Origin of the sequence: Rathayibacter sp. PhB151 (genome assembly GCF_004366415.1) — a bacterium.
GTDB lineage: Bacteria > Actinomycetota > Actinomycetes > Actinomycetales > Microbacteriaceae > Rathayibacter > Rathayibacter festucae.
Genome location: NZ_SOEN01000007.1, coordinates 38,579 through 59,710 on the forward strand (window position 1 = coordinate 38,579; position 21,132 = coordinate 59,710).

A 21,132-nucleotide genomic window follows, 5' to 3' on the forward strand; every position below is an offset into this window, starting at 1 on the left:
GGTGACGTTGGACCTCGACGCGCGTGCGCTCCTCGCGGACGCCGTCGCCCGCCTGACCGCGGCGCGCGTGCCCACCCCGGACGTCGACGCCGAGCTGCTGCTCGGCCACCTGCTCGGCCTCGGCCGCGGGTCGCTCCAGGCGCGCCTGATCACCGGTCTCCCGCTCGACGGGACGACCCGCGACGCCTACGATCATGCGATCGAGCGCCGGGCCTCGCGCGAGCCGCTCCAGCACATCACCGGGGTCGCGCCGTTCCGCTCGCTCGAGCTCGCCGTCGGCCCCGGGGTCTTCGTGCCCCGGCCCGAGACGGAGGGAGTGGCGCAGCTCGCCATCGACGCCCTCCGCGCCGTTGCGGACGAGTCGCCGATCGCCGTCGACCTCGGGACCGGCAGCGGAGCGCTGGCGCTCGCACTCGCCCACGAGGTCCCGCACGCGCGGGTGATCGGCGTCGAGAACTCCGTCGACGCCTTCCTCTGGGCGCGCGGCAACCGCGACCGCCTGGGCCTGGAGAACGCCCGCATCGTCTTCGTCGACCTCGCGGACGCGCTGCCCGAGCTCGACGGCACGGTCTCCGTCGTCGTCTCCAACCCGCCGTACATCCCGTCGGCCGCCATCCCGCGCGACATCGAGGTGCAGCGCTACGACCCGCCGGCCGCGCTCTACGGCGGCGAGGACGGGCTCGACGTCGTGCGCTCGCTCTCTCGGACGGCGCTCCGGCTGCTCCGGGCCGGGGGAGTGCTCGTCATCGAGCACGGTGAGCTGCAGGGGGCGGAGATCCGCGCGCTGCTGACCGCGGACGGCTGGCGGGGGGCGACGACGCAGCGGGATCTGACCGGGCGCGATCGGTCGACGGTGGCGGTGCGCTGAGCTGGTTCTCGGCCCGATTACTGGTGCGATCATGGCGTCGCACCTCGTAGGAATCGTGAACGATTCCGGTCAGTCCGCTCGATCCGAGGCCGCCCTGCGAGCACGTCGTCCTGCCGCGACCCGCAGCACGGCGACCGAAAACGCTCCGAGCGCGGCGCCGATCCCGTTCGCGATGACGTCACTGACCGTTGCGAAGCGGTCAGGCAGAAGGAGCCACTGGAGTGTTTCCGCTCCGGTGCTTGCGGCGACTCCGATCACGATGGCGATCCACTCCTTGCGTGGGGCGATGAGCAAAGCGACGAGGACGCCGAAAGGCACGAAGAGGAGAACATTGCTGATGGATTCGATGTCAGCGTAGGTGATTTGATCGACTCCCGCGGCGTTGAGCCGCCAGATCCAGCGGGCGATCTCATCGTGGAGGCCTGCGTCTACAGGCTCGGGCCAGAGAACGACGCCGACGAGGAGGATCGAATACAGCAGAATCAGCGCGACGCGCACTCGTCGGGGCGGCGTCAGCTTCGCTGTCCCCACGGCGGCTCCTCCCAGCATCATGCTTCGTCGAAGGCGAGTCGAATCTCCTCGCCGGGGGATCGCAGCTACAACTGAATCAGACTTACACGCTAATCCCCCCATGCGGGGTTCAAGGCTCCGGAGGGCCGTTTGTAGCCTGACCCCTACAACTCCAGAAGCACGGCGATCCGTCAGCCCCGTAAAAAACTCTTCGCCTTGAACGAGTATGACGGACTGGCGGACCTCACCGTCTCAGGCATGGACGAGGATCATCATGCGAGGTTCACTGTCGACTCAGCCTATGAGCTCCTATCGAGTGTCGCCGCGGGGGTCACTCGCGAAGCGCTCCCGAGCCCTTGTCGCAGTCTTCGCTTCGCTCTTCGTGCTGGCGGGAGTGATCGTGGCGCCTGTTGCGCAGGCAGATCCATCGGCAGTTCCGGTCTCGACGGTCACGTCCGCTCATCCTCGTCTCATTGCCTCGGCTTCGGACTTTGCCACGACGTTCGGGCTCATCAACTCTGACAATACTGCGCGTGCGTGGGGTGGCTCGGTGCAAAAGGAGGCGGATGCGTATCTCTCGACCTCGCCTGTCACCTATCAACTCTCCTCGGGAACAATGCTCGAGACGAGTCGGACAGTGATGAACCGCGCTTACGCTCTGGGATTCGCCTACCGCAAGACCGGGAAGGCCGTCTACGCCGAGCGTCTCGCGGCCGAACTCCAAGCGGCGTCCTCCTTTCCGAACTGGAACCCTGACAATTTTCTCGATACAGCGGAGATGGCTCACGCCGTTGCGGTCGGATATGATTGGGTCTACTCTGCTCTCTCGCCCGCGCAGCGGAACAGTATTCGATCCGCGCTTGTCGAGAAGGCACTGACTCCGGCGCTCTCAGCGTATTCGAGCACAGCTGCGAAATACGCATGGACGAAGCAGGCGAGCAATTGGAACATCGTCTCGGGAAGCGGAATAGGAATGGCGGCTCTTGTTGTCGCTGACACCGATCCGCAGATCGCGCAAAGCGCTCTTGATGCCGTGACCTCGAGCTTGCGGTACGGTCTCCCGTCATACGGGCCCGATGGAGGCTTCGCGGAGGGCCTCACCTACTGGGCCTACTCCACCAGCTATCTCACTAGCTACATCGCGTCGCTCGAGATAGCGACGGGGAGTGACCGTGGACTCCTGGCGACTCCTGGCCTCCAGGAATCGGCTCAGTGGGCGAACGCTCTGACAGGGCCCAGCGGCCGTCAATTCAATTTCGGAGACGCGTGGGTGAACGAGGCGCTGACCGTGCCGCTGATGGGGCTCGAATACCTTTACCAGGATTTCTCGTTTCGGTCCCGATCAATTGTCGGCAGGGACGGCTTCGACGCCGACGTCGTGAGCGCGCGACCGCTCCTGTGGTATCGACCAGCGCCGACGACCGCGGTTGCACCGCCATCGCTCGACTCAGCCTTCCGCAGCGCGGGCGTGACGACCCTCCGGTCGGGCTGGGATCAGACCGACGCGCTTTGGGCCGGTCTTCGCGCGACCAGTGGGCCCATCACCGGCCATTCGGATCTCGACAACGGCTCGTTCGTCCTCGATGCTCAGGGCGTCAACTGGTTCGGGGAGCTCGGGACCGACTCCTACAGCCTTCCGGGATACTTCACCGTCGCGAGCGAGGAACGTTGGAACTACTACCGGAAGCGCGCGGAGGGCAGCAACACGATGGTCTTCGGGAGCGGGCCGGGTCCTGATGCAGCAACGAGCCCGACCGCATCGCAGCAGATCGTGGCATCAACAGCGGATCGGGCGGCCACTGTCGCTGATCTCTCGAGTGCGAGTGCGGGTGTTGCGACATGGAAGCGCGGCGTCGCCCTGACCGATGGGCGCTCGCGAGCTTTGGTGCAGGACGAGGTCAGCGGGGTGACCGGCGACGCGTGGTGGTTCGCGCACACCCGGGCCGATATCGCTATCGCCGATGACGGCCGGTCGGCTGTCCTGTCGCTCGAGGGAAAGCAGCTGCTGGTGCGAATCGTGTCGCCCAACTCCTCGACCTTCAGCTTTAGAGCGGCCGCACCCCTCCCTGCCTCGCCTGCCCCGGCCGGACAGGCCGCGAACCTCGGAGTCTCGAAACTCGCGATCCAGCTTTCCGGCGCGACGTCCTACACTCTCGCCGTCGACTTCACCCCGCTCCGCCCGGCGCAGGAAATCGAAAGACCTCGGCCAATCACGCCACTCGCAGGCTGGGGCGCGACGTCGAGCGAGACCGGTTCCCCTGCGCTGAAGTATCTTGCGATGACGGGCAAGCCTCTGTCGTCGTTCTCGCCGCAGACCCGCACCTACGACGTAACGGGTTCGGTCCGGTCAACTCCTCCTGTGGTCGAGGCGTACGCGCAAGCTGGAGCGACGGCGTCGGTCACGCAGGCCACGTCGGTTCCTGGAGTCGCTGTCATCCGCGTCAAGCGATCAGGATCTGCCGAGGCGATCTATCGCGTGTACATCAATCGCGGTCCGATTCAAGTCTTGACCGCGACAGCCTCCGATAATGCGGGGCAAGCGGGGAGGACTGTCGACGGACAGCCCTACACGCGCTGGTCGACTTCAACGGATTCTTATCTGCAGTACGATCTCGGCTACTCACAGATAGTCAATCACCTCGAGATCATCTGGCTTTACCTGCCCACCAAAGGGCAGTTCTTCGAGGTTCAGTTGTCCGCGGACAAGTCGACGTGGACGACCGTTTACACTGGTCAGGCGAAGGCGATCGAACAGAGGCATTGGGCCTCTTTCCAGACCGGCCCTCGGACCGGACGCTACGTCAGAATCGTGACTCACGGCGACACAGCGCTGGACAAGGTCGCAGTCATCGACGAAGTGGAGGTTTTCGGAGATAACGATGCCCGCCTGGCGAATTCACCGAAAACGCCCCACTACTCAATTACCGCCTCGGTCGATTCCGAGAATATCGAGGTCGGAGGGACGACGACCATTGCCGCTCAGGTGGCTGCGCCCGCGGGAGCTCCGGCCGCCGGTGCAGTGCGGTACGTCACCTCCGATCCAGCCGTCGCATCGGTCACGGAGAGTGGACAAGTGACCGGACTCAGCCATGGATCGGTGCGGGTGAGTGCAGTCGTCGACTCCGGGTACGACTACGTCTACGCGACGAAGACGATCACTGTGACGGATTCGGCGAGGGCTGCTGTCGTGGCCGAGTCCGACACCTGGGTGCAAGGTGGTACGACGACGAATTACAACCGGACCGCCACGCTCACGGTTCGCCATCATGCGCTCTACCCGCAGTTCGATCGGCTCGCATACCTGAGGTTCGATCTCGGCGGCATCGATCCGAAGGCCATCGCGACCGCAACACTGACGTTCAGCGCGGCAGTGGTCGACTCGGGCGGGACCGACATCGATGTGGAGGCGTGGGAGACCTCGGGACCATGGGACCCAGCGACGGTGAGCTACGACACTCGACCGGCCATGACATATCGCGTGGGATCTACGAACGTCGATGCCACACGGACCGTCCGGCGGATCGACATCACCGACTATGTGCGCCTCAAAGCCGGTGGTGAGGCGAACATCGGTCTGACTCAGCCGGATCGACCGAGCGGGGTCGGCCTCATCGTCCAGATCGATTCACTGGAGTCGATCGCCGCGAAGCCGTCGATCGAACTGACATTTCACGATACAGCGACTGTGCTCCCGAGCGCGCCGACGATCACCTCGGCCACCGCGGACTACGCAGGGGCCGGGAGTGCAATCGGGGTCACATCGGCGGCACCCGGGGAGACGGTCGTCGTCGACGTCTATTCGCAGAGCCCCGGCACCTGCGGCGCCACGCGTGCGGCGGGCACCCCTGTCGGTTCCACGACGGTCACTGCGGGAAGCGACGGGTCGGCGCGCTGGACAGTCACTGGTGCTCTTCAGATCGGTCAGAACGTCGTCGCAGCCGCCGCGGTCGCGGGTCGTGGCTCACCGGTCTCGACGTGCGTTGCGGTCACGCCCACCTCCGACGCGACGACGACGACTACTCTCACGCCGTCGGCGGACACCTGGGTCACCGGTTCGGCACCATCCGTGACCTATGGGCGCGACAACCCGCTTCAAGTGCGGCACCTGACCCAGTATCCAGCGAACGACCGGGTCGCCTACATGGCATTTGACCTGTCGAGGGTGCCGGTCGGAACGATCGTCTCCGCCACCTTGCGTTTCTCCGCGGTCGTCGACGACACTCGGGGCAGCTCGATGGATCTCACGGTACGACGCGTTGCCGGTTCGTGGGCGGCGGCATCGATGAACTGGACCAACCGGCCCGCGATGGGCGAGGAACTCGGTGTCGTCGGAGTGGACTCGGTGAAGTCGGCGCGCGAACTCGACGTGACTGCCTTCGTGGCGGACAGCCCGCGGTCGATGATGAGCGTCGGAATCGATCAGCCGGATATCGCGTCCGGGGTCGGGCTCGTCGTGAAGATCGACTCGATGGAGAGCACTCAGAAGCCAACCCTCGAGATCGTCCTTCGCCCGGCAGTGTGATCGGAATGACCCGAACACGAGCCGATTTCAGCCTTCGATGATTACGGTCACCTCTGCGGTCCCGTAGGTGTTCTTGATCTGCTCGTCGTTCCCGCCGGCTTCGATGTTCGAAGCCCAGAGTCCGGCGACCTTGCCACCGCCCCGAACAGGGAGGAAGTCCTCCGCAGCCAGATCGAAAACAGGCCGCACCCTGCCGCCGCTGCGGATCAGGTTCATGTGGAGCCAGACGTCGTCCGCGCGCGGTGCAACGGCCTCGAACCCGGTCCCTTGTGAACGAAGGACGTCGAGGAAAGCCGGGGGATAAAGAATCCCTCGTACCCCGACGGCGAAGTTTCGTGGACTCAGTGTCGGCGACGTCGCGCGTTTCCATGACGCGTACGGCGCTATGGTCCGATCGCGAACCTCGATCTTATTCACGCGGTGAGCGACGACGAGATCGGGGTCCTTCCGATGGGCTCGGATAAGAGTCTCGAGCCATTGCCGCGGATACATCGTGTCGTCGTCGGACGTGACCATCGGCACTGAGTGGTGCTCGATACCCGCGACGTAGGGGTAGTACTTCTTGTGGGGCCCGTAGTTCGGCGTCTCCCGGATCTCGAGCCCTCGCCTGACGAGACGACGCAGGGCGCGCGGCGGGTCTGCAAGTCGTTCGGGCTCGTCGAGCCACAGGATGAGGCGCGACGGCTTCTGGGTGCCTCGCCCAATGCTCTCAATGGCGAGGTGAACCTGGTCGACCCGTTTGCTGTAGCTGGTCAGGCTGACGACGGGTCCTTCGGAAGACGTCAACGGCGCACGTGACACGAGGTTGACGACGGTCAATGCAAGCATGGACGTCGCAATCCTCGCATTGTTCCGGGAGGCGGAGATGAGCGGCAGGCGGGCGAGACGGGGAATGAGGGGCATATGGTCTTCCTCGTTCATGGAGTGGGTGATCGGGCGGGGCGGTGATTAGCCGGCCAGAGAGGGGGTGATTGCAGCCGCGAGCTCGTTCCGCATGGCCACCGACCACGTCTCAGTGAGGTGGCTGGTGTCGCGATAGAGAAGTGTGTTCCCCACGATCTCCTCGCAGCGGGTGGCGGTGCAGAAGAAGTCGTTCAAGTCTGCGTAGCGCATTCCTGCTGAATGGGCCGCGCCGCGCTCCGAATCGATCCAGGCCTGGTCGAGCGCCTCCGAACGTGGAATACCGCAGTCCGCAGCGTCCTCGAGATGCGCGGAGAGGCAGCGGGGTGCCTCCTCTGGGAATTTGGGAGTGTCGGCGATCATCAGGACACGGGCCGACGCCGGGAGCCGGAGCGCGAGGTCCCCGATCGCTCGAGTCCAGACGTCGCTGCGCAATTCACCGGCCGCAAAGGGCAGACGGTCGGTGTTGGACAACAGAATGACGTCGGGAGGATCGGCGACCAGTCGCTGGATCACGGCATCGCGCCACTGCGTGCACGCCGTGTACGGGGTCGATGCGTCGAGCACCAGGACCGGCACGGAGGGGCACCCCACTTTCGTATAGGACCGGAGCGAGATGCTCTCGCCCTCCGCCCAGGCACTCAGACCGCCGAACCAGTGTGCGGCGTGTGAGTCACCGAAGAGCGCGAGTTCCACCGTCCCCGAAGCGTCTCCGAGTACACAGTCGTTGACCGTCGTGGTGGCCGAGTCGGGAATGTGGCAGCCATTGCGGTGCACCTCCGATGTCGACTCGTCCGCGTAGCTGAGCCCTGGTGAAAGGTTGGCGGGGACGACCGGTGAGAAACGCGGAGGATCGCTTGGCGCCTCCGTTGCGTTGATCCTCGTGGACGAGAGCGGCCGCGCTGCGGAGAGCGGAACGGCTGCCATCGCCAGCAGAACGAGGGCGACTGACGCGGCGCCGCCGACCCAGAGAGATCTTCTCGGTCCACCCTGAACCAGCATCGGGGCGTTCCGGGAGGGCGCCTCCACGAAGCGGTATGTGAGCTCGGCCAGTCCAATGGCGAGGAGCATCAGCGCGCCCTTCAGCCAGAGGGGAAGTGGTGTCGAAAGCCCCACCGCGGCCTGCGGGATCACCAGCAGGGGCCAGTGCCAGAGGTAGAGCGAGTAGGAGATGCGCCCTCCGGCCTGGAACGGCGCCCATCGGAGAAGACGAACCGGGCCTGCCCCGGTGAGGCTCGATCCGCCCAAGATCACCAGGGCCGTCGACATGACTGGAAGCGCGGCGGAGGAGCTTGGGAACAGTGTGCTGTCCGAATACATGACGGCTGCCAGGACTGTGCCGCTGAGGCCCACCCAGCCGAGGGCTGGCAGTAGAGCGGGAACGCGGTCCCGTACCTGTTTCAGCCAGCCGCTGGAGACCAAGCAGGCGACGAGGCCGCCTGTTCCCAGCTCCCACGCGCGCGTAGCCGACGAGAAGAATGCCCAAGGCTGAGAGCGCTCGGTGAGCAGGACGCAGAGCACGAAAGAGGCGAGTACCAGAACGGCGAGGCCGGCCGCGATGGCACGGGGTGATCGCCGAAGAACGACGAAGAGCGCCAGTAGGACGAGCGGCCAGACAATGTAGAACTGCTCCTCGACCCCGAGCGACCAGTAGTGCTGGAAGGGAGACGGTGCGCGCTCCGCGAGGTAGTTCGTCCCCGACAGGGCCAGTTCCAGGTTGGGCACATAAAGGGCCGTGGCGATCGCCATCCGGGTCAGCCCGCCTGCGGTGAGCGGCGGCATGAACAGCAGCGCGGCCACCAGTGAGACTCCAGCTACGAGGAGGGCGGCCGGGAGGATGCGCCTCATGCGCCGTGCGTAGAAGTCGGCGAAGCCGATTCGTCCCGTTGACCGTAACCGCGACATCAGATGGCTGGTGATGAGGAAGCCCGAGATGACGAAGAACACGTCCACCCCGATGTACCCGCCGTGGAACGGAGGGAGGTCGACGTGGTCTGCGATCACGAGCGCTACAGCGACCGCCCGGAGTCCCTGGATGTCGTGCCTGAACGAGCCGGTGGCCGTCATCTTTGCGAGAGAGAGCTTCGGGGTGACTTCACGCCGAATCGTCATCCGTCCTCCTCCAGCAGTCGTCTCTCGTACCCGGACAAGCGGTCGGCCTCGGGGAGTCGAATCAGTCTGGCATGGCGATGTGACGACCGCGTGACAGTACGGAGAAGTGCGGTAGCGGAGAGCTATACGCTGATGGTGGCTGCGCTGAGTCTTCCACTCCGCCCTCCGGAATGGGGGTAGCAGTCCTCCGTAGTGGGGGTAATCACAAGCGCTACCCGCACTTCCGAAACGGTCGAATCCGTGCTTCTCCACCCTTGAAAGGACGTCACCCGTGACGAAGGACCTCGCTGCCTACTGGTGGTCACCCCGACGCTCACCCAGAGTCCTCGCTGCTGAGGTGCGCGCGCATGGTGGCGCATGGGGGCGCCTTCTCCATCCCCTCGATCGCGCCTTCACCAACTACGGCGATGAACTGACCGAACTGGTGCTGTCGGAGACCTTCGGGCGCCGGGTGCGGTGGTCGCCCTTGGGGCGCGAGGACGTCGCGGCGATCGGGTCGATTCTGGTGCCGTATTTCGCCTCCGGCGGACGAGGATTGATCTGGGGGAGTGGTCTCAACCAGCCTGTCGTCTCGCCTGAACGAGCGGCAGAGGTTCGCGATCGATTCCTTGCGGTCCGTGGGCCTAGGACGCGAGCGGCTCTGGGGCTCGACGAGCAGATGCAGCTCGGCGATCCAGGGCTGGTGGTTCGGTCGTTGCGGCCCGTCACAGGCCGGCGAGAGGGCAAGGTGCTGATCCCGCACTTCACCGTCTACCGATCCGCGGCAGGACGGAGGAGGATCTCGGAACTGGTCGCCGCCGGGTATAGCGTTGCAGAACCCACATTGGAGCCGGAAAAAATGATCGACCTCATTCGCTCTGCCGAAAGCGTCGTGAGTTCCGGAATGCACGGTGTGATTCTGTCTCACAGCCTCAGGACGCCGGCCTCACTCATCAGCTTTGCAGACGAGGTTCCGGCGAAGCCTGCTTTCAAATACCTCGACTACCACGATTCGGTCGGGCTGGACGCCCGCATCTCCTCCTGGTCCACCTTCATAGATCGCTCCCTCGCAGTGGTCGAGATCGAGCGTGCTAGGCAGGACATCGAGGACGTTTCACCGAAGATCGATTCGCTTGTCGAAGGTCTTCTCGTGGCCGGTCGTCCTCTGCGATCCGGCAGCTGACGGCTGATCAACCCCGGTGGAACCGCGACATCAGCTTCCTAAAGACAATTGCGAGGACTCCGAAGTCCGACCTGCGAATCAAGTAGAAGTCGGCCGGCGACACCCCGAAGTGCTTCCAAAGGAAGAAGATGTTGAGGTTGCTCGCGAGAACATTGCCGATAAGGGTCGCAAGCGCGGCTCCGACGGCTCCCAAGACGGGTGCGAGCAGGATCAGCATCGCCGCGTTGACGACGCAGGAGATCAAGAGCGACATGCTTCGAGTCCCTGGGCGTCCTCTCGAACTCAAGCCGATCCCGGCGATGGAGCCTGGGTTTCCTAGTACGACAGCGCCGAGCAGGATGACTGTCACAGGTATCGCGGGGAGAAACTCGTCGCCGAAGACTGGCGGGAGCCACCACCAGAGCGTTGCCCCGATGGTGATCGCGGCAGCGAGAGCTGCGAGGGTGGAGAGTCGTGACGACAGTCCGAGTCGGGAGTCGCTGTTCTCAGCGGCATCCGCGGAGAACGTGACTTCACGGACAGCGTTGTTCACGATCAGCGGTAACTCGCTGATACTGACTGCGACCACGTAGAGGCCGAGGGCGAAGGATCCAGCGAGCGGGGTCATCAACGTCTGATCGAGCCGAGTGAGCAGGACCCCCGAGATGGATCCAATCCATACGCGCAGCCCGTAGCCGAGGAGGGAGTGCATCGTGACGACGGTCCGAGCGTCTGATTCCGCAGTACTGCTTGCGGGCTTCAGCCCAAAATAAGCGAATCCGCCGAGGACTGGTGAGAGAGCGAGGATGACGACACCCCAGAACACGGTGAGGTGACCCGTTGCGGCGAAGGCGATGAAGGCGGCGAGCCGGGTAGCCGCGGTGAGGAACCGTTCTCGAGCCACCAGCCCCCACTGGTGGCTTCCCGCCGCGACAGCCTGCAGGAGGGCTACGCACAGGCCCGGGATGATGGCGGATGCAGCGAGCACGATCAGACCCCGTAAGTCGGGATCACCACCACTGAGGAAGCCTGCAGCAAGGAACACTGCCGTTGAAGCGATCACACCGGCGAAGGCGATCAGCACGGTGCCCCGTAGCGCGAGCGATCGCATCAGGCGAGGGTGACGTGCGATCGAGTAGTTCACTGCAGCAGGAATGCCGAAAGTTGCGGCAGTCGTTGCCAGGAAGAGCGGTGCGGTCGCAGCTGCCACGTCGCCACGCCCGGCCACACCGAGGCTTTGCGCCATGATCGGCGCGGTCGCGAGGGCAGCGAGCGGGGCGAATGCGTTGCCGAGCGTCGCGAGCGCGACGTTTCGACCCATACGTCCGCTCTCGTCAGCGCCCGACGTCGTCACCGCGTCCATCCCGCTCGGGCTGACTTCGCGCCGCCGCGAGCCGGCGTCGGTGGGACGCGGGCCGCGGATCCACTTCTCCCGGCTGGTCGGCCGGGGCCAAGTCGACGTGACGAGAGCGGGGTGTCCACGATGTTCTCTGTCGGACGCGTCGTGATCATGTCGCGAGCAGCGAACGCCACTGCCAGCCACAGCAAGGCTCCGGCGCTCGTGTTCGATGCGACGCTGCTGTAGGTCTGCACCGCCAGGAGGACGAGGACGCCTGCGACCTGACCCCCAGGAGTCACGCGCGCTCCCCGCCACAGGACGGCTAACGTCATTGCTCCGAAGTACACGAAGGTGGACAGGAGGCCGAAGTCGACCATGTACATGAGGAACGGGTTCTCGAAACTCGTCCGCAGCCCGAGAGATCGCGCGACGTCGAAGCTGCTTCCCGAGCCGGTGCCGACCACGCCGTACTCAGCCCAGTCGCCGAGGATGGCTTGAACCGCCAGTGTCCTGGCATTCGCGGAGCCGGTGTCGTCGACGAGCTTCTCTGCGAGCCCCGTTGCGAACGTCGAGTTCAGATAGACGAGCAGCGCACCGGCCATGGCGCCCAGTGCTGCCAGACGCGCACCGAGAGAGGCGCCTCTCCTGACCATGACGAGAAGGAGACCGACAGCGCCGAGAAGAAGTCCGGTCCGTGACTCCGTGAGGAAGATGGTCGCCAGGAAGGCGATGCCGAGGGAGACTTGCGCGATCGAGGAACGCACGCTGGGAAGAAGCGCGATGCACATCGTCATGAGGAGTGACAGGGCGAGCGGATGGTCGAGCGTACCGAGCGCTCGGACGAAGGGTACTTCGTACCAGCTGTAGCCCGACAGCTGCATGTCGAAGGGCTGTGTGATCAACCCGAGCCGGACGGCGATCGCCGTCATCGCTTCGATGGCGCCGAGGGCCACGACCGTCCGGGCAAGAAACAGCCCAGATGAAACCCGTCGGCTGAGCTCGATCCTGACGAGGATGAAAAGCGCGAACGGCGCGACGATCTGATTGACGATCAGCCCGAGGCCGCCGTCTCCGGAGGCGTTGAAGGTGAAGAGAACCGCGGCAACGGTCATGATCGAGCCGGCGGCAATCAGGAGCTTGTATCGAAGGGCGACTCGCACCGTTTCCTCGAGGTGGAGGAGAGCCTGGACGGCAATGCCGACCAGTGCGAGCCAACTGGCCGGATGTATGCCCGGCACTCCCGCGGGATTACCCACGACGAGGGAGGCCGCGATGGTCGGCAAAAGGACATAGAGACCGACCGATACGGCGATGAGGAGGCGGAGTCGCGAAGCGAGGAACAACGAGAGCACCAGGCTCAAGCCGATCCAGAAGATGAGCTGGTTCATCGGGTTCTCCTCTTGCCCGTCGGGCGGGACTGGTCAAGCCAAGACTCCCAAGCACGAGCGACCTGGCGCGACGCGACATGGGCGGCAGCATCCAGTTCATCCGGCGACGCGGCTCCGGCCGCACGGATCGCGTCCCACCAGGCGGACACGTTCTGGGCATCGCCAGGGGCGACGAGCAGTGGTGACGCAGGACCGTAGAGGTCGGCAAGGCTGCTCTCGCTGGGCCCGACGAACGGTACTCGGCATTCGAGGGCCCGCATCGCGATACCGCTCTGGTAGAAGCGCCGATAAGGAATGAGGATCGCGCCGGCCGTGCGAATCAGCTCATCCAAGCGCTCTTCTGAGACATATCCATCGTGGACATCCCACCCCGTGATCTTCGGCCAGCCGCGACCCCAAACTTCGAGGGCGGCGCCCTTCGGCCCGGCGGCGGCGATCGCCTCGAGCAATGCTGTGTCTCGATCCGGCTTGAACTGGCCGAGGACACGGACGGCGCTTCCGCGTTCCAAGTCCTCCTGCGGAGGGCTGACGTTGCGGATGGGATGAGGGAGAACGGTCGTCATGCGGCCCATCGCGTGCGTCTCGACGACTGTGAGCGCTGATCTGCTGTGCACAAGTAGCCCGGATCGTGGCGAGAGGAGACGGGCGATCCTCCGTGCGGATGAGGAATAGCCGACGGCGTGCACGAGCGGCTCAGGGTCGTGGAGGATCACTGAAGGCCGCACCCCGAACGCTCGAACAACAGCGAGGAACAAGAAGTCCCAGTAGCCCAGTACGGGCCATGTGATGATCAGTCGACCGCGTCGACCTGCTCGTCGGACGCCGGTTCCAAGTGCCTGGAGGTATTTGACGAGCCACCCGTGTCGGGAATCTCCGGATGCAGACGGCTCCTCGAACGAGATCACCTCGACATCGCGTCCGGCCACCACGAGTAGCTGATTCAATGCCTCCGCGTAATGCAGCAGCGTCCCGCCCAGGGGGTTCACCACTACGATCCGAGTTCTTCGCGGGTTCGACGAGTCACTCACAGTGCCGCCCGGTGTAGCCAGAGGTCGGACACGACTCGCCCCTCCACCTCGGGGAGACTGGCACGAACGGTCGTTCTTCCGAGGGGAGCGGCGAACGCGCGGGTGATGGCAGCCGCCAGCGCATCGATCCCGGCCCTGCCCGCCGGCGGATCGACGATCAGATGGCCGTGCTCCTCCAGCCAGTCGACGAGGCCCGTCTGCCGCGTGGTCACCACTGTGACGCCCACGGAGAGGGCTTCTTTGATCGGAAGCCCGATCTGCTCGCGCCAACGGCCGTAAGGGATCGACGGCGCGACCAGCAACTGACTCTTGCGCAGTAACGCGAGCACCTCTTGTCGCGGCCTCTGACCGAGATAGCACCGAGAAGAAGGACGCTGCGCGACCCAATCCCGCACTTCCTCCGCTAGTGGCCCTGGCCCGACAAGGGTGAGCGTCGCCCGCTGCTCGGAGCGCTCCACCTGCTCCCACGCAGACATGAGCTCGCGGACGCCCTTGCGCGGTTCGAGCACACCGACAAAGAGCGCCGAGCCGGCATCGACGGCCGTATCTTCTGCCGCGAGTGCCGAAGGCAGCTCTTCGACCAACTTCCGGTCGATGCCACCGACGAACGGGAGGGCGGTGTAAAGGTGCTCGGCTCCAGTGCTGGCGAAGGCGATACGGTCGACGAAAAGCCGCATGTACAAGCCAAGTCCCAGGGCGAAGATGCGGACGATCGGCGCCGGTACCCGCCCCTCACCTCCGATGAGGCGTGGAAGCGAGTTGTTCTCCATCGCATAGGTGCCGATCAGCCGACGACGACGTCTCACCGCCCCCGTCGCTTTGAAAAGCACCGCAATCGCTGCTCCCCGCGGGAGAAACCTCACCCACAGCGGCTCGGGCATTTCGAGGATCTCGGCCTTCGACGACCAGAACTCGGCGACGAGAGATCGCAGACGAACCTGCCGGATCTCGGCCGGAAGAGGAATGCCCGCGAGATCGTAATTCTCTTCGAAGTACAGCATTGACGCAGGGGTCGTTCGCGGGTACCGCTCGAGATGAACCGCACGGAGTTCGGGGACCAGCCGGATCGATCGAGCCGGGTCGGACCGACGAGCGGTCACCTCACGCGCTCTTTCCGCCGGGCCAGCTGCTGCTCGATTACAGCCTCATATCCGGCGCATACGACGTCCCACGAGTAGTGCGAACGGCCCCTCGCGTGGGCCCCGACGCTCAGCTCCTCTTGGCGATCAGGGTCACTCATCAGCTGCGAGATTGCCGCGACGATCGACGCGGAGTCGGGCTGAGCGAAGATAGCGCAGTCATCGAGGACCTCCCGGTTGTACACGGTGTCTCGAGCCACGGTCGGTGCTCCGCATGACATCGCTTGAACCAATGCGGGATTTGTTCCGCCGACGCTGTGGCCGTGGAAATATGCGCCAGCATGCTGCCACAAAGCGAAGAGCTTGCGATCGTCACTCACATGGCCCAGCCAGGAGATGTGCTTCTTCTCGGCAGCGAGACTACGAGCACGCTCATCGAGCTCTCCTCCATATCCGGATGAGCCGACGATCACGACGGGCCAACGTTCGCCGAGGATCTCCGCAGCATCCAGGAACTCGACGATCGTGTTCTCCGGGACGAAGCGCGCAACGATCAGGATGTAGCCCCTGTGTGGGAATCCCTCGACCTCGGGCAGCGGTCCCGGGTCGTCACCCCCGTAGGGAATGAAGGTCCCATCGCGCTTGAAGTCCTTCTTCCAGCGCCGTGAGATCTCGACAGCGTCGTAGATGAGTTCGTCACCGAACAGCGCGGTCGCTTTCGCGCCGCTGCGGAAGACGTTCTTTGCGATCTTTCCCCACTTGGCTCTGTCCCACTCGATCCCGTCGACGTTCACCGCGGTCGGGATGCCGCGGCCTCGGAGGAGCGGCAGCCAGAACCCGTTAGCGACGTTCATCACGAGGGCGACATCGGGCTTGCGCCGAACTGCGTCCACGCAGGCGCTGAGCCCGTAAGTGAGCGTGCTCAACGACTTGGACTCGATTCCGCGGGTCACCCTCGTCTTCACTCGAGGGTCGCGATTCGCGTCGTCGTCCTTGGTGGAGCCGTCGCGGCCGTAGACCGTGACATCCCAGCCCCGTTCGGCGAGGTAGGGCGCGATCCTCCGTACAGCCGTCTCGAAGCCTCCGTAGTAGCTCGGGTACCCGCGGGTCCCGATGATGGCAACGGACTTCGACATGTCGTCTCCGCCTCTCGATGAAGTGCTCGGTGAATGGATCGTGTTCACGGGCGGTCGTGCCGCGACGCTCATGTCTTCCGCGGTACTCGCTGTGGCGACGAGTCGGCGGGCCCGAGCGATCTGCACCGCGGCCGGGGGGAGTGTTCGCGCACCATTGACGATGCGTCGGCGGATCGCTGCCGCGAAGTCCCTCCGCCCCGGCCCGATCTCTGGGTGCTCGAGCCGATACTCGCTCTCCGGTGGGAGCACGGCGTGAGCCAGGAGCCGCGGCCGCTCTCGCCAGGGTGCCGCCGTGATCGCGGCCAACCAAGCCGCAGCTCGCCCTGCCCCGACAGAGGAGGTGTGTAGATTCCACGCAGCGAGGGCGCGGGAGTCGAACGGCCCCACAGGAGCGTCGACGTCGATCTGCTCCAAGAACGGACGAAGGGTCTCCATCGATCCGGTCGCATTGGCGAAATCGAGCAGGTCATCGGCGTCGAGCTCACGGCGATCGGCTGTCCATACCGAGACCAGCCCGGCGAGCTCGGTGCGATTTCGGCTGTCGTGCATCTCACGGAGGCAGTGCAGAGCGAGCATCGCCGAATTCGCGACGGGATCCGCGCAGACCACCTCCGTCCCCGCAATTCGAGTGGAACTGCGACGCGCCCAGATCGTCTCGAAGACATCCCGCTCAGGCGCAAGGAACCCGAGGAAGCCATGGTGGACGTCGATGTCGCACGGCCATTCCTGGTGGAAGAGAGTGACGGCGTGATTGCTCAGGATCCGCGGCACATCGGCGACGAAGCGCTCCTGCCAACCGCGCCGCTGTAGAGCAGATACGAGGTCGTCGAGCCGGTCAGGTTCCACAAGCACATCAGCATCGCTCGACACGCGGGCAGCGCGGAGCTCCTGCTCATGCAGCACCGGCCCTTTGACACAGAGCGACCGCACGCCGATTTCCTCGGCGACATGAGCGGTGAGGGCATGGGCCAGTTGCACGGCTGTGCCGAGGTCGAGCGCAGTCGCCCCGCTCATGATGCCCTCCGTTCCTGCTCGGCCCGTGAAATCTCGAAGGACCTGATCACGTGCGCGGATTCCAGGTGGCGGAGAAAGGCAGCGACGTCCTCGAGCATTCCTGCGGCGTCCTGATCGAAGGTCGAGGCGAGCCGGCGGGTGATCTCCGACTGGTCAGACTCTCCGTCGATCTCGTTCCACACAGCGAGAGCGGAGCCCGTCAGAACGATCGGACGGGCGTCGTCGTGCACGAGGTCGAGAACGGTGACTCGCTCGGTCTCCTCGACGACGGCGATCGACTCCACTTTCCTCCATACTCGAGTTCTTGCAGTCAACGGCTCACTCGCCCCGTACCTCTCTCGGTGATGTCAGTGCTCTGTGGTCTGTGCCGAGTACTTCGCCTCGGTCGCCGCCTTCTGCGGCCGCCACCAGTCCTCGTTCTCGCGATACCACTGCACCGTCGCGGCGAGGCCGGACTCGAAGTCGGTGTAGCGCGGCTCCCAGCCCAGCTCGGTGCGCAGTCGAGTCGAGTCGATCGCGTAGCGGAGGTCGTGGCCGGGCCGGTCAGTCACGTGGTCGAAGGCGTCCGCGCCCTGGCCGAACTCCTCGAGGATCAGGGTCACGACCTCGAGGTTGTTCTTCTCGCCGTCCGCGCCGATCAGGTAGGTCTCGCCGAGCGCCCCGCGCTCGATGATCGCCCAGACGCCGCTGTTGTGGTCGTCGACGTGGATCCAGTCGCGGACGTTCTCGCCGGCGCCGTAGAGCTTCGGCCGGACGCCGTCGATGACGTTCGTGATCTGCCGGGGGATGAACTTCTCGACGTGCTGGTACGGCCCGTAGTTGTTCGAGCAGTTCGAGATCGTCGCCTTCACGCCGAAGGAGCGGACCCACGCGCGCACCAGCAGGTCGCTGCCGGCCTTCGTCGAGGAGTACGGGCTGGAGGGGTTGTACGGCGTCTGCTCCGTGAACTTCGCCGGGTCGTCGAGCTCGAGGTCGCCGTAGACCTCGTCGGTCGAGATGTGGTGGTAGCGGACGTCGTGCTTGCGCACCGCCTGCAGCAGGGTGAAGGTGCCGATGATGTTGGTCTCGAGGAACGGCGTCGGGTCGTTCAGCGAGTTGTCGTTGTGCGACTCCGCGGCGAAGTGCACGACCAGGTCCGCGTCGGCGACCAGTCGGTCGACCAGCTCGGCGTCGGCGATGTCGCCCTCGACGAACGTGATGCGGTCGGCGACCGGGGCGAGGGAGGCGCGATTGCCCGCGTAGGTCAGCTTGTCCAGCACGGTGATCTGCGCGTCAGGGCGCTCCCGGAGAGTCAGGTGGACGAAGTTGCAGCCGATGAAGCCGGCTCCGCCGGTGACGAGAATTCGCACGAGTGCTCCTGTTGTGAGTGGGGAGAAAAGGGGGGACAGGGGCTTCCCTTTGGGACGTTACCGCACGCCGAGCGGGCTGTCGGACGGTCCCGTACGCTCCCGAGAAGGTGGTTTCCCCCCGTCCGGGTGATGTTCCGCGACCACAATTGACCGCTTATTGCGCCGAGGCGGAATTCTCCGACCAACGGCTCCTACGGTGTTCTGCGGTGCGGATTCGCGCCACCGACGGAGAGGGGCGGCAGTCACCATGCGACCCCTCGCCGACCTCCCGCTCGTCGCCGCAGTCGGCCTGGTCCACGCCCTGGTGGACGACCTCGCCCGCGGCGCGGGGATCCGCGCCCTGTTCCTCAAGGGACCGATCGCCGACGCGCACCGGATCCGCCGCCCGCACCCCTCCAGCGACGCGGACGTCCTCGTCGCCCCGGGCGACGCGGACCGGCTCCTCACCCTGCTCGGAGAGCGCGGCTGGTCGGTCCGGCCGGGATCCGCCGCGCACCGGGCGTTCGTGACCCACTCGATCACCCTCCTCCACCCCTCCTGGCCCTGCGACATCGACGTGCACACCAGCTGGCCCGGCTTCTTCGTCGATCCGCAGCTCGCCTTCGAGGTGCTCTGGCGGACCCGCTGCGAGATCGTCGTCGCCGGCGTTCCGGTGCGGGCGATCGGCTTCGACACGTCCGTCGTGGTCTCCGCCCTGCACAGCCTGCGCTCGCCGTATCAGCAGCGCAGCGAGGAGGAGTTCGAGGAGCTCGTCGCCGTGGTGGCGGCACAGGGCCGGGAGGAGGCGGTGGTCGCTCGAGCCGCGGAGCTCGGCTGCCTGGAGCCGATCGCCCCCTTCCTCGCGCGGATCGGCAGGACCGTCGCCCTGCCCGCCCGGCCGAGTCGCCAGTACGCGCTCTGGCGGCTGCGCACGCGCCGGCCGAGCAGGACGGCCGACTGGCTGCTGGCGATCGTCCAGGCGCCGACACTCGCGGAGCGTCTCGTCGTGCTCCGGCGAGCGCTCCACCCCACCGGCCGGGACCTCGTGATCGACCACCCTCTGCTCCCGCCGACCGCCTCCGCCCGCCTGGCGATGCGTGCCCGGCGCTTCGTCGCCGCGACGCGTGCGCTCCTGCCCGCGATCCAGGACCTCGTGGCCGTGCGCCGCGCCTCTCCGATGGGAGCCGACCCGATCGCTGCTCCGCGACTCGCGCCCGGGAGGACCGCTCCCGTCGGCGGAGCTCCCGCGCCGGCGTCCGTCATCGAGCGGACGGCTCCGGCGGCGAAGACCGTCGTCGACGGCGCGCGGACGTCCGGCCGGCCGTCCGCGACGGGGGTCCGCGTGGCGGCGATGGCGACGCCGCACGGCCTCTACCTCCTGCCCCTCGGTGCCTCCGCGAGCGCGCAGCCGGTCGTGCTGCAGGGGTCGGCTCGGCTGCTCTGGGAGCGGTTCTCCGCTCAGGACGCGCACTCGAGGGCAGGGGCCGCCGAGGTCGTCCACGCCGCGGTCGACCTCGGCGACGTGCTCGACGACGGCCGTCGGGCGGAGATCGAGCAGCTCCTCGACGAGCTCGTCGAACTCGGCCTCCTGGCGGCCTGACTCCGGGACCCGGCGACCCGGCCCGGGGGCCGACGGCCCGCCCCGGGGATCGACGGCCCGCCCCGGAGGTCCGGCGACGACTCAGCGCACGGAGAGGAAGCGCCCCCGGCTGCCCGCGACGACGCCGCGGAGGATCGTGCGGGTCGTCGCGGTCCGGCCCCATCGCAGGCCCCGGGCCGCCAGCGCGGCGCAGAAGAGCCCGCGGTTCAGAGCGAAGACGCTGCCGCCGCGGCGCCCCTCCGTCCGGGCCAGCTCGAGGTCGAGGGCGGTCCGGTTCCGGACGGCGAGGTAGAGCTCGCGGGAGTTCGAGGAGTGCAGGAGCACGTCGGTCGCCGACGCGCGCTCGGCCGCGCTCCGGCACCGGTCGAGATCGTCGATCCGGCTGAGGGGGTGGAGAGTGATCGTGAAGCCGGCCTGCGTGATCCGCCGCGTCCACTCCCGGTCGTCGCCCTGGAGCACGAACTCCTGACGCGGAGGCTCCACCCCGACGAGCGCGGCCCGGGAGACCAGCAGGCCGCCGTAGGGCGCGATCGGAACCACGATCGGCTCCTGCGGGCGCGCCCCGCAGCGGCCTCCGGCTCCGCGCTTCAGCAGCCGGCGCACGTCGGTGTCCAGGAACCGGCCGGGGCTCGGGAACACCTCGGCGGTGGGCCGACCGGTGACGAGCTGGGACTGGTAGAAGTCGGTCTCGCGCAGACTCGCGTGGCAGGCCCGCGGATCGAGCGCCAGGGGAGAGGCCAGCAGCACGGCGAGCGCGTCCGGCCGCGGCGCGGTGTCGTCCTCGAGGAGCCAGGCGTAGTCCAGCTCCTGCGTGCGGCAGTGCTCGATCGCGGCCCGGAAGCCGCCGGCGGTGCCGAGATCGTTCGGAAGGATCGTGGTGCTCACTCGGGCGTCGAGGCCCGCCGGGAGCAGTCCGCGCAGCACGCGTTCCTGGCCGCCGTTGCCGCTGAAGACGACGTGCACCGAGTCGGCGCCGGCCTGCAGAGCCGCCTCGACGACGCGGGCGAGTGTCGCCGTGCGCTTTCCGGTGGTCACGGTCACGGCGATGACCCGGGGTTCGGTGCCGTCGAGGCGTCGGAGCATGGCGGTGGTCTCTTCTTCGATGAGGGGCGGGAGCGGGAGGCGGGCGCCGGAAGCGGCGCCGCCTCGAGCGAGGAGGACAGGAAC

At 66.2% G+C, this 21,132-nt stretch carries 15 protein-coding genes; 4 read left to right on the forward strand and 11 right to left on the reverse strand.

Annotation, left to right across the window (positions count from 1 at the left end; genetic code table 11):
- Position 1: 1 nt before the first annotated feature.
- A complete protein-coding gene (prmC, locus tag EDF35_RS07550; protein WP_243839964.1) occupies positions 2–868 on the forward strand; it encodes a peptide chain release factor N(5)-glutamine methyltransferase in 867 nt (288 codons plus the stop codon).
- A gap of 69 nt (positions 869–937) precedes the next feature.
- On the opposite strand, the gene EDF35_RS07555 is transcribed toward prmC, so the two are convergent.
- Positions 938–1,399: a VanZ family protein gene (locus EDF35_RS07555; RefSeq protein WP_166674043.1), complete on the reverse strand. Its 462-nt coding sequence runs from the start codon at positions 1,397–1,399 to the stop codon at positions 938–940.
- Positions 1,400–1,679: 280 nt separating this feature from the next.
- On the opposite strand from EDF35_RS07555, the gene EDF35_RS07560 reads away from it, so the two are divergent.
- On the forward strand, positions 1,680–5,900 hold the full coding sequence (locus tag EDF35_RS07560) for a DNRLRE domain-containing protein (RefSeq protein WP_166674044.1): 4,221 nt from the start codon (positions 1,680–1,682) through the stop codon (positions 5,898–5,900).
- Positions 5,901–5,927: 27 nt separating this feature from the next.
- Here EDF35_RS07560 and EDF35_RS07565 read toward each other — a convergent pair whose 3' ends face one another.
- Together EDF35_RS07565 and EDF35_RS07570 are read right to left on the reverse strand one after the other, a co-directional pair.
- Complete coding sequence (locus EDF35_RS07565; protein WP_127886184.1) at positions 5,928–6,821, reverse strand: hypothetical protein; 894 nt, start codon at positions 6,819–6,821, stop codon at positions 5,928–5,930.
- A gap of 27 nt (positions 6,822–6,848) precedes the next feature.
- On the reverse strand, positions 6,849–8,912 hold the full coding sequence (locus EDF35_RS07570; protein ID WP_133961626.1) for an SGNH hydrolase domain-containing protein: 2,064 nt from the start codon (positions 8,910–8,912) through the stop codon (positions 6,849–6,851).
- Positions 8,913–9,183: 271 nt separating this feature from the next.
- Between EDF35_RS07570 and EDF35_RS07575 the strand changes: the two genes are divergently transcribed.
- On the forward strand, positions 9,184–10,074 hold the full coding sequence (locus tag EDF35_RS07575) for a polysaccharide pyruvyl transferase family protein (protein WP_127886186.1): 891 nt from the start codon (positions 9,184–9,186) through the stop codon (positions 10,072–10,074).
- Positions 10,075–10,081: 7 nt separating this feature from the next.
- Here the strand turns inward: EDF35_RS07575 and EDF35_RS07580 are convergent, their stop codons facing one another.
- The 7 genes from EDF35_RS07580 to rfbB form a co-directional block, all read right to left on the reverse strand.
- Positions 10,082–11,407 (reverse strand): oligosaccharide flippase family protein, encoded by a 1,326-nt coding sequence (locus tag EDF35_RS07580; protein ID WP_166674045.1) that lies wholly within the window; start codon positions 11,405–11,407, stop codon positions 10,082–10,084.
- On the reverse strand, positions 11,404–12,780 hold the full coding sequence (locus EDF35_RS07585; protein WP_127886188.1) for a hypothetical protein: 1,377 nt from the start codon (positions 12,778–12,780) through the stop codon (positions 11,404–11,406). The genes EDF35_RS07580 and EDF35_RS07585 overlap by 4 nt, the downstream gene beginning before the upstream one ends.
- Positions 12,777–13,769: a glycosyltransferase gene (locus EDF35_RS07590; RefSeq protein ID WP_127886189.1), complete on the reverse strand. Its 993-nt coding sequence runs from the start codon at positions 13,767–13,769 to the stop codon at positions 12,777–12,779. Before EDF35_RS07590 ends, EDF35_RS07585 begins: the two co-directional genes overlap by 4 nt.
- 35 nt (positions 13,770–13,804) lie before the next feature.
- Positions 13,805–14,809 carry a glycosyltransferase gene (locus tag EDF35_RS07595; RefSeq protein ID WP_133961630.1) on the reverse strand — a complete coding sequence of 335 codons (1,005 nt, stop codon included), beginning with the start codon at positions 14,807–14,809 and terminating at the stop codon, positions 13,805–13,807.
- Positions 14,810–14,904: 95 nt separating this feature from the next.
- Complete coding sequence (locus EDF35_RS07600) at positions 14,905–17,037, reverse strand: glycosyltransferase (RefSeq protein WP_127886191.1); 2,133 nt, start codon at positions 17,035–17,037, stop codon at positions 14,905–14,907.
- Positions 17,034–17,321, reverse strand: coding sequence for a PqqD family protein (locus EDF35_RS07605; protein WP_164874427.1), 288 nt, complete (start codon positions 17,319–17,321; stop codon positions 17,034–17,036). Before EDF35_RS07605 ends, EDF35_RS07600 begins: the two co-directional genes overlap by 4 nt.
- Positions 17,322–17,384: 63 nt before the next feature.
- Positions 17,385–18,386 (reverse strand): dTDP-glucose 4,6-dehydratase, encoded by a 1,002-nt coding sequence (gene rfbB / locus EDF35_RS07610; protein WP_127886193.1) that lies wholly within the window; start codon positions 18,384–18,386, stop codon positions 17,385–17,387.
- Positions 18,387–18,633: 247 nt separating this feature from the next.
- Here rfbB and EDF35_RS07615 point away from each other — a divergent pair, with 247 nt between their 5' ends.
- Positions 18,634–19,965 carry a nucleotidyltransferase family protein gene (locus EDF35_RS07615; protein ID WP_133961632.1) on the forward strand — a complete coding sequence of 444 codons (1,332 nt, stop codon included), beginning with the start codon at positions 18,634–18,636 and terminating at the stop codon, positions 19,963–19,965.
- Between the two features lie 81 nt (positions 19,966–20,046).
- Here EDF35_RS07615 and EDF35_RS07620 read toward each other — a convergent pair whose 3' ends face one another.
- Complete coding sequence (locus EDF35_RS07620) at positions 20,047–21,048, reverse strand: glycosyltransferase (RefSeq protein WP_133961634.1); 1,002 nt, start codon at positions 21,046–21,048, stop codon at positions 20,047–20,049.
- Positions 21,049–21,132 lie beyond the last annotated feature (84 nt).

Excerpts from the sequence above, each read along its gene's own strand:
- EDF35_RS07560 (WP_166674044.1), top strand. The coding sequence starts at position 1,680 with ATGAGCTCCTATCGAGTGTCGCCGCGGGGGTCACTCGCGAAGCGCTCC.
- EDF35_RS07565 (WP_127886184.1), bottom strand. The coding sequence starts at position 6,821 with ATGAACGAGGAAGACCATATGCCCCTCATTCCCCGTCTCGCCCGCCTG.
- EDF35_RS07570 (WP_133961626.1), bottom strand. The coding sequence starts at position 8,912 with ATGACGATTCGGCGTGAAGTCACCCCGAAGCTCTCTCTCGCAAAGATG.
- EDF35_RS07585 (WP_127886188.1), bottom strand. The coding sequence starts at position 12,780 with ATGAACCAGCTCATCTTCTGGATCGGCTTGAGCCTGGTGCTCTCGTTG.
- EDF35_RS07595 (WP_133961630.1), bottom strand. The coding sequence starts at position 14,809 with ATGCTGTACTTCGAAGAGAATTACGATCTCGCGGGCATTCCTCTTCCG.
- EDF35_RS07600 (WP_127886191.1), bottom strand. The coding sequence starts at position 17,037 with ATGAGCGGGGCGACTGCGCTCGACCTCGGCACAGCCGTGCAACTGGCC.
- EDF35_RS07615 (WP_133961632.1), top strand. The coding sequence starts at position 18,634 with ATGCGACCCCTCGCCGACCTCCCGCTCGTCGCCGCAGTCGGCCTGGTC.
- EDF35_RS07620 (WP_133961634.1), bottom strand. The coding sequence starts at position 21,048 with ATGCTCCGACGCCTCGACGGCACCGAACCCCGGGTCATCGCCGTGACC.